The following is a 7,980-nucleotide window of genomic DNA, read 5'->3' as shown; positions in this document are numbered from 1 at the left end:
TTTTATGTGTATTATTTATTCTTTATAAAAAAACATTTTAATTATACTTTCTTCGAAAAGAAAATGAAATTAAAATGTTTTTGATTTAATTGATCTAAATTGTTATTTTATTATTTTGGAGCGGACGAGGGGAATTGAACCCCCGTCTCATGCTTGGCAAGCACGTATAATAGCCACTATACGACGTCCGCGTTCTTTAATTCAAGAATGTCATTTTTTGAAAAAATAATTTCTAAAAAACTACAACATATATATTAACAAAAAAATAAGAAAAATTTAAAACAAAATGATTGGTGCCCTTAACGAGAATCGAACTTGTATTTCATCATTACCACTGATGTGTTTTGCCATTAAACTATAAGGGCTTTTGGCACTCTTGTATTATTTTATCATATAAAACCTAATTCAAGAAAAAATGTTATAATTAATTGCGAAAAAAACTTTTTCTTTCATTTTATTAACCTTTTTTATAAATATTTGTTCACTTTCCTAATAAATAATATATAATAAAAGAGGTTAATTTAAACTAATTTTAATAAAGAGGAGTTTTTAACAATGGAACAAAAAAGATTTCAGGGTAATGTAAAGTGGTTTAGTTTTGATAAAGGGTATGGTTTCATCCAACTTATTACTGACGAACCTAAAGTTGAAGGAAAAAAAGACGACATTTTCTTTCATTACACATCTATCCAATTAGACAACAGTGAATACAGAACAGACGGATATCGTTCTTTAAAAGAAGGCGAAAAAGTTGAATTCACTATTCAAGAAGTTAACGGCCGTACACAAGCTGTTGATATCGTTAAAGTAAAATAATAATTCATTAATTTGAAATATATTTTAAAAAAGACTTTTAAAGTCTTTTTTTTTAATGTATAATATGTTTTTATTGTTTTAAACAAAAAATTTTATGGAGAAAGTAAATGAAAAGATTTAGTAGTGAAGCAGTAACCAAAGGTCATCCAGATAAAATAGCGGATCAAATTTCTGACGCTTTATTAGACGCTTATTTAAGCGAAGATCAAGAGGCTAAAGTGGCTATCGAAACAGTTGTCACTAACCAAAAAGTTATCATTTTGGGCGAAATTAAAACTAGTTCTCCATTAACTCCTCAACAAGTAGAAAAGATTATTAAACAAACTGTTCAACAAATAGGATATGACCGAAAAAACGAAAATTTTTCTTATGATGAATTATCTATCGTTAATTTAACGCACGAACAATCAGAAGAAATAAATAAAGCGGTTTTAAATAAAGGTGCTGGCGATCAAGGTTTAATGTTTGGTTATGCCACCAACGAAACACCCACCTTTTTGCCTTTGAATTTCTTTTTAGCCAAAGCTTTAGCTTTAAAATTGACAGAATTAAGGGAAAATAAAACTTTACCTTTTTTAAGACCAGATGGGAAAACTCAAGTAACTATTTGTTATGATGAAAACAATAAACCTCTTTATGTAGAAGCTATTGTGGTTTCTTGTCAACACGAAAAAAATATCACTCAAGAAGAAATTAAAAAAGCGATTATAGAACATGTTATTAAACCTGTTATTGATCCTCAATTAATGAACGAAAAAACCAAGATTTTTGTCAATCCATCTGGTAGTTTCGTCAATGGTGGTCCTGATTCGGACGCTGGTTTAACAGGAAGAAAAATCATTCAAGATACTTACGGCGGGGAAGCGCGTCATGGTGGTGGTTGTTTTAGTGGCAAAGATGCTTCTAAAGTAGATCGTAGTGGTGCTTATATGGTGAGATATTTAGCTAAAAATATCGTGGCCGCTGGTGTTTGTGATAAATGTGAATTGCAAATTTCTTACGCTATCGGAATAGAACAACCAGTGGGTTTATTTATTAACACTTTTAACACCAATAAAGTGCCTGAATCATTAATTATCCAAACAATTCAACAAAATTTTGATTTAACTCCGCAAGGGATTATTAATCAATTAAAACTAAAACAACCTCTTTTTCAAATAACCGCTAGAGATGGACATTTTGGTAGACAAGATGATTTATTTGAATGGGAAAAAACCGATAAAATAGCTATTTTTAAAAAATTATTAATATAAACGTTAGGAAACTATATAATATTAATATAAGTAAATGTTAATAAAATAATTATAAATAAGGGTTCTGATTTATGAATGTTAAAAAATTAGTCAAAGAAGTGTCTTTTCGTAATGAAAATTTTAGTCAATGGTACACAGATGTTTGTTTGAAATCAGAATTAATTGATTATTCGGATGTCAAAGGTTTTTTTATTTATTTGCCGTACGGTTATGCTTTATGGGAAATGATCCAACAATTTATGAACCAAGAATTAAAAAAAACTAACCATCAAAACGTGTATTTTCCTTTAGTCTTTACGGAAAATCTATTTCAAAAAGAACAGCAACATATTGAAGGATTCGCTCCTGAAGCGATGACTATCAGCAAAATAGGCGATAAAACTCTACCAGAAAAATTAATTATTAGACCTACTTCTGAAGTATTATTTTCGCAATATTATGCTAAAAAAATAGTTTCTTATCGTGATTTGCCTAAATTATTTAATCAATGGTGTAGTGTGGTTCGTTGGGAAAAAACCAATAAACTTTTTTTAAGAAGTAAAGAGTTTTTATGGCAAGAAGGGCATACAGTTCATGCTACTAAAGAAGAAGCTTTACAAGAAAGCTTCGATATTTTAAATTTATATAAAAAATTAGGTCAAGAACTGTTAGCCATCCCTTTTGTTTCTGGTAAAAAAACCGAAAAAGAGAAATTTAAAGGTGCGGAAGTAACGTATTCTATTGAAGCTTTAATGTATGATGGACAAGCCTTACAAGCCGGAACTTCGCATTATTTAGGCACTAAATTTTCTGAAGCTTTTGAGATCACTTTTCAAGATGCTAATTTGCAAAAACAATTCGCTCATCAAACCTCTTGGGGTATTTCTACTCGCTTAATAGGGGCTTTAATTATGGTTCATGGCGATGACGAAGGTTTAGTAATGCCGCCTTATATCGCTCCTGTACAAATCGTTATTGTACCTTTGCAAATGAAAAACGAACAAGTAGTGAAAAAAGCGCATCTTTTATACCAACAATTAAGTACTGCTTATAGAGTAGAAATAGATTTACAAAATAAAAATATAGGTTGGAAATTTAGTAATCACGAACTTAAAGGGATACCTTTAAGAATAGAAATCGGTAAAAAAGAATTAGAAAACGGAGAATTGACTCTTTTTATCAGACACAATTCTACTAAAATAAAACTAGCTGAAAAAGATTTATTAAAAGAAATACCTCTTCTATTGAAAAAAATTCACCAAGAAATGTATCAAAAAGCTTCTGATCATGTTAAAAATAACACTTATCAAGCTAAAACTTATGATGAATTTAAACAACATCTGCAAAAAACAGGATATATTAAAATGAGTGTTTATGAAAATGAAGCCGAAGAAATTATTAAAAAAGAGACAGGCGCTACCGCTCGAGTTATTTTAGACGAACCTTTAATAACCGAAATTTGCCCTGTAACCAATAAAAAAGCTAACCAAACGGTGTTATTTGCTAGAGCTTATTAATAAATTCATTTATCCCAAGAAGATCCTTCTTGGGATAAATCACATATACTTTGACATTTGTCATATTATATGTTAGAATAAAGACAGTTATTTCCTAAAAGTAAAAAGGAAAATAAAAGGGGATTTGATTGCTTAGATATATGGAAAATGATGATTTAACAGAGAATTTAAATAATACGATTTATAGCCTATTTTTCGCTTGTGTGAAAAATAAGAAAGAGGTTATAAATTAAAGTGGACTATTTCAACGTTTATCTAATGATTTTTGGATTAATTTTGTTGAATGCTTTTTTTGCTGCGATCGAAATATCGTTAGTAACTTTAAGTGAAAGTAAAATTAATTTAGAAATTAAAAATGGTTCTAAAAAAGCCTTAAAAATAAAAAAATTAAAAGAAACTCCTACTCATTTTTTATCTGTTATTCAGATAATGATTCATATTTTAACCTTTGTTCAAGGTTATCTTTTGAAAAATGATTTAGGAATTTATTTCACAATCGGTTTAGTGGTTGTTTCTATTGTTTTTGGTGAAATTACTCCAAAAAGGATAGCTTTAAACTTTCCTTTAAAAACAGCATATTTTTTATTAGATCTTTTCAATATTTTTTGTTTCATAACTAAACCTATTGTTTGGTTATTGAACCAGATAAGCAATATTATTTTATATGCTTTAGGAATTGATCCACATAAAAAAAATGATGCTGTGGCTGAAGATGAATTGAGATATTTACTAAATTCTTCTTACCGTAAAGGTATTATCGATAGTAGCGAGAATAATATGATCCAAAATATTTTTGACTTTGATGAAACCAAAGTTTCGGATGTAATGCGTCATAGAAAAGAAATTATCGCTATCAAATCAGATGTTACTCGCGAAGAGTTAACTGATTTAATTTGTTCGGAAAAATACACAAGATTCCCTGTTTATGAGGAAAGTCTTGATAAAATAATCGGTATCGTTCACGTAAAAGATGTTTTTAAAGGCTTGATGGAAGTAGATAAAAACCATCTACAATTCGACATTAAAGATTTCCTTCGTAAAGCTTATTACGTAATGGAATTTAAAAACATTAGTGAATTATTTAAAGAAATGCAATTAAAACAAAACCATATCGCTATTGTAGTTGATGAATATGGCGGAACTGCTGGAATTGTGACTATTGAAGATGTAATTGAAGAAATTCTGGGCGATATAGAAGATGAATACGACAAACAGAACCAAGAAATTATCCAAATTTCTGAACACGAATATATCATCAAAGGAACTACTCACTTATACGATATAGAAGAAGAATTAAAAGCAGATTTGCCTATTGATGACTACGAAACTTTAAGTGGTTTTATGTTAGGGAAATTTAAAAGAATTCCTGAAAATAACGAAAAAATTCAAATTATTTATAATAACTGGAAGTTTGATGGTTTAGCTCATGACGGTTTAGTGATAACTAAAATTAAAGTGTCTAAAATTGAGCCAGTGCAACAAATAGCTCAAAACTCCGAAGAGCAACCAGAATTATAAAAAGTTCCATCTATTTTAAAAGAAGTTTTTTAACTTCTTTTTTTTGTGCGTTGATAACGATAAATTTTTGGATGCGTTAAAAACGATTCAATTAAAAAATGACTATCAAATGAAAAATTACTATTAGAAAGTATTTCCTCACCAATGGAATCCTTATTTTACCAATTAAAGCTCAACAGCTTAGAAAAAGCATTAAAGACTGATTTTAAGAAAGGTTTAGATAATGCTCAAATTCAACCAAAACGTTTAAAAGACGGTTTTAATCGTTTGCAAAAACCGGCGGCTATTTCCTTTTGGAAAACATTCAGACAACAATTTAATGATTTTTTCGTTTATCTTTTATTAATAGCCTCCGCTATCACTTTCATAATGGGTTTTATTTCTCACCAAAAAGAAGAAATTTTGGAAGGTATTTTAATTTTAATTATTGTCCTTATTAACGCTTTTTTGGGTGTTATTTATGAAAATAAAGCCCAAAAATCATTATTAATGGTCAAAAACAAAACCAAACCTTATAGTAAAGTTTTAAGAAATAACCAAAAACAATTAATTCCGCAAGAAGAATTGGTTGTAGGAGATATAGTTTTTTTAGAAACTGGGGATATTGTTCCGGCGGATATCAGGTTAATCCAATCCAACCATTTAAAAATTAATGAATCAGTGTTAACGGGTGAAACTTTATCAGTTGCTAAAAACCATCAAGATAACGATCAACCTTTTAGTTTATTTCACGCTTTTAACATAGTTTTCATGAGTACAGTCGTGGTCTATGGTAACGCCAAAGGAGTAGTTGTAGCGATAGGAATGAAAACTCAGATTGGTAAAATTACTCAATTTACCTTAATAAATAAAACCGCCCAAACTCCTTTAGAAAAAAATATCACTCATCTATCTAAATTATTGAGTGTTATTATCGCTTTTTTAATTATCATCAATTTTTCGTTAAACCTATGGAAACATTATTGTTTTGGCAAAAACATCGATTTAACGGTTCTAAAACATTTTTTATTTTCTTCTATCGCTTTGGCAGTAGCGGTTATTCCGGAAGGTTTATTAGCTATTATCACCATTATTATGGTTTTAGGGATTAAAAAACTAGCAAACCAAAAAGCTATTGTGAAAAATTTAAAAACTTTAGAAATTTTGGGGACTGTGAGTGTTATTTGTACGGATAAAACAGGCACTTTAACTTATAATAAAATGAATATTAAACAATTATATACGTTAAACAACGCCGTTTCGGTTAATAGTGTTGCGCCTCTGTCCCAAGATGTTTTAAAATTAGTTCAATATGGTTGCTTATGCAACAATGCGACTACACAAAAAGACCCAAATAACAAGATCAATAATATTATCTCTGATCCTGTAGATCAATCATTTATTGATTTGGCGCATTTATGGCAAATAGATGTTAATGCGTTAAGAGAAGAAAATATACGTCTGAAAGAATTTCCTTTTGATGATAAATATAAATTAATGATTACTATTTATCAATTAAAAAACCGTAAATATATCATTATTAAGGGGGCTGGAGAAATAATCTGTAATTTATCCAACTATGTAGATTACCAAGGCGAAATACAGGAAAAACAGTTAAATAATGAGCATCTGATAAACAATGAATTAACACAAATGACTCAAAAAGGTTATAAAGTGTTAGGTGTGGCTTATGTTGATCTTTTTCAAGAAGAGTGGTTGCAAGAAGATACCTCTTTAGAGGAATTATTGTCCCAATTGAACGATAAAATAATTTTTTTAGGTTTGGTCGCTATACAAGACCCTATTAGACCAGAAATTTTTGCCGCTATTCAAGACTGTCGCAATGCTTCTATTATTCCTATCATGATCACAGGCGATCATCTATATACTGCCGAAAAGATCGCTAAAGATTTACATATTTTAAAAGATCCGCAAGATTTAGCTATTAACGGAGATATGTTGGAACAAATGAGTGAAAGCGAAATAATGACTAAACTGCCTTATATTAAAGTTTATGCTAGAACTAAACCAGAACAAAAATTAAAAATTGTGCAAGCTTGGCAGAAATTAGGTCATATTGTCGCTATGACAGGTGATGGAGTGAATGATGCTCCTAGTATCAAACAAGCTGATATTGGCATTTCTATGGGCGTAAATGGTACGGAAATCACTAAACAAACAGCTGATATCGTTTTAACAGATGATAATTTCAACACTATTAAAAACGCTATTGAAGAAGGAAGAAATATTTTTTTAAATATTAAAAAAAGTATCCTTTTTCTTTTAAGTTGTAATATGGGTGAAATAACGGTTATTTTATTAAATACTTGTTTGGGTCATTTCTTTTTCACTTATGATTTTATCATTCTTAGTGCTTTGCAAATTCTGTGGATTAATTTAGTTACCGATTCTTTGGTTGCTTTAGGATTAGGGTTGGAACCTAAAGAAAAAGATTTAATGAAACAAAAACCACGCAATATTAAAAATGCCTTACTAACGCCTGCTTTGTTTTATAAAATAGCGTTAGAAGGGTTCTTTTTAGGTTTATTAACTTTCTTAGCCGCTTGGATTGGTTATAAACTGCATCCTCAGGAAGCAGCCAAATACGGTCAAACTTTCGCCTTTTTCGTCTTATCTTTTTCGCAATTAGTGCATGTTTTTAATTTAAGACATTTACGTAAATCGGTTTTTTCACTTCAGACCAACTGGGCTTTAATTAAATTCTTTCTGATTAGTGTTTTTTTACAAATGATTATTCTATTCGTCCCTTTTTTAAAAGAAAACTTTCAATTAGCTGATTTATCATGCCAAGATTTTCTCATTATTTTTATGTTATCCATGAGTCCTTTATTAGTGGTAGAAATAGTGAAAAAAGTTTTAAAAAAGAAAGATCAATAGATAAAACCCAATAGATGATG

The 7,980-nt window shown here is 29.5% G+C and carries 5 protein-coding genes and 2 tRNA genes; 5 read left to right on the top strand and 2 right to left on the bottom strand.

All coding sequences use genetic code 11. The features are described 5' to 3' along the window. Window positions 1-116 precede the first annotated feature (116 nt). Both HR065_RS01210 and HR065_RS01205 read right to left on the bottom strand, forming a co-directional pair. Window positions 117-191: transfer RNA gene (locus HR065_RS01210), tRNA-Gly, on the bottom strand. A 100-nt stretch (window positions 192-291) separates the two neighbouring features. Then, a tRNA-Thr gene (locus HR065_RS01205) sits at window positions 292-365 on the bottom strand. A 190-nt stretch (window positions 366-555) separates the two neighbouring features. On the opposite strand from HR065_RS01205, the gene HR065_RS01200 reads away from it, so the two are divergent. The 5 genes from HR065_RS01200 to HR065_RS01180 all read left to right on the top strand — a co-directional run bounded on the left by HR065_RS01200 (window position 556) and on the right by HR065_RS01180 (window position 7,960). Continuing rightward, window positions 556-816, top strand: coding sequence for a cold shock domain-containing protein (locus tag HR065_RS01200; protein ID WP_178734101.1), 261 nt, complete (start codon window positions 556-558; stop codon window positions 814-816). Window positions 817-923: 107 nt separating this feature from the next. Beyond that, a complete protein-coding gene (metK, locus tag HR065_RS01195) occupies window positions 924-2,069 on the top strand; it encodes a methionine adenosyltransferase (RefSeq protein ID WP_178734100.1) in 1,146 nt (381 codons plus the stop codon). Window positions 2,070-2,140: 71 nt separating this feature from the next. After that, window positions 2,141-3,565, top strand: a complete 1,425-nt coding sequence (proS, locus tag HR065_RS01190; RefSeq protein ID WP_178734099.1) for a proline--tRNA ligase — start codon at window positions 2,141-2,143, stop codon at window positions 3,563-3,565. 258 nt (window positions 3,566-3,823) lie between these two features. Beyond that, the gene (locus HR065_RS01185; RefSeq protein ID WP_178734098.1) at window positions 3,824-5,083 is read left to right on the top strand and encodes a hemolysin family protein; all 1,260 of its coding nucleotides are present in this window, start codon (window positions 3,824-3,826) and stop codon (window positions 5,081-5,083) included. A 144-nt stretch (window positions 5,084-5,227) separates the two neighbouring features. Beyond that, window positions 5,228-7,960 (top strand): cation-translocating P-type ATPase, encoded by a 2,733-nt coding sequence (locus HR065_RS01180; protein WP_178734097.1) that lies wholly within the window; start codon window positions 5,228-5,230, stop codon window positions 7,958-7,960. Window positions 7,961-7,980: the final 20 nt, after the last annotated feature.

Origin of the sequence: Candidatus Phytoplasma pruni, assembly GCF_013391955.1 — a bacterium.
Lineage (GTDB): Bacteria > Bacillota_I > Bacilli_A > Acholeplasmatales > Acholeplasmataceae > Phytoplasma.
This window is presented reverse-complemented; position numbering and strand designations above follow the sequence as displayed.

Coding starts and splice junctions, on each gene's coding strand:
- HR065_RS01200 (WP_178734101.1), top strand. CDS start 556: ATGGAACAAAAAAGATTTCAGGGTAATGTAAAGTGGTTTAGTTTTGAT.
- metK (WP_178734100.1), top strand. CDS start 924: ATGAAAAGATTTAGTAGTGAAGCAGTAACCAAAGGTCATCCAGATAAA.
- proS (WP_178734099.1), top strand. CDS start 2,141: ATGAATGTTAAAAAATTAGTCAAAGAAGTGTCTTTTCGTAATGAAAAT.
- HR065_RS01185 (WP_178734098.1), top strand. CDS start 3,824: ATGATTTTTGGATTAATTTTGTTGAATGCTTTTTTTGCTGCGATCGAA.
- HR065_RS01180 (WP_178734097.1), top strand. CDS start 5,228: ATGGAATCCTTATTTTACCAATTAAAGCTCAACAGCTTAGAAAAAGCA.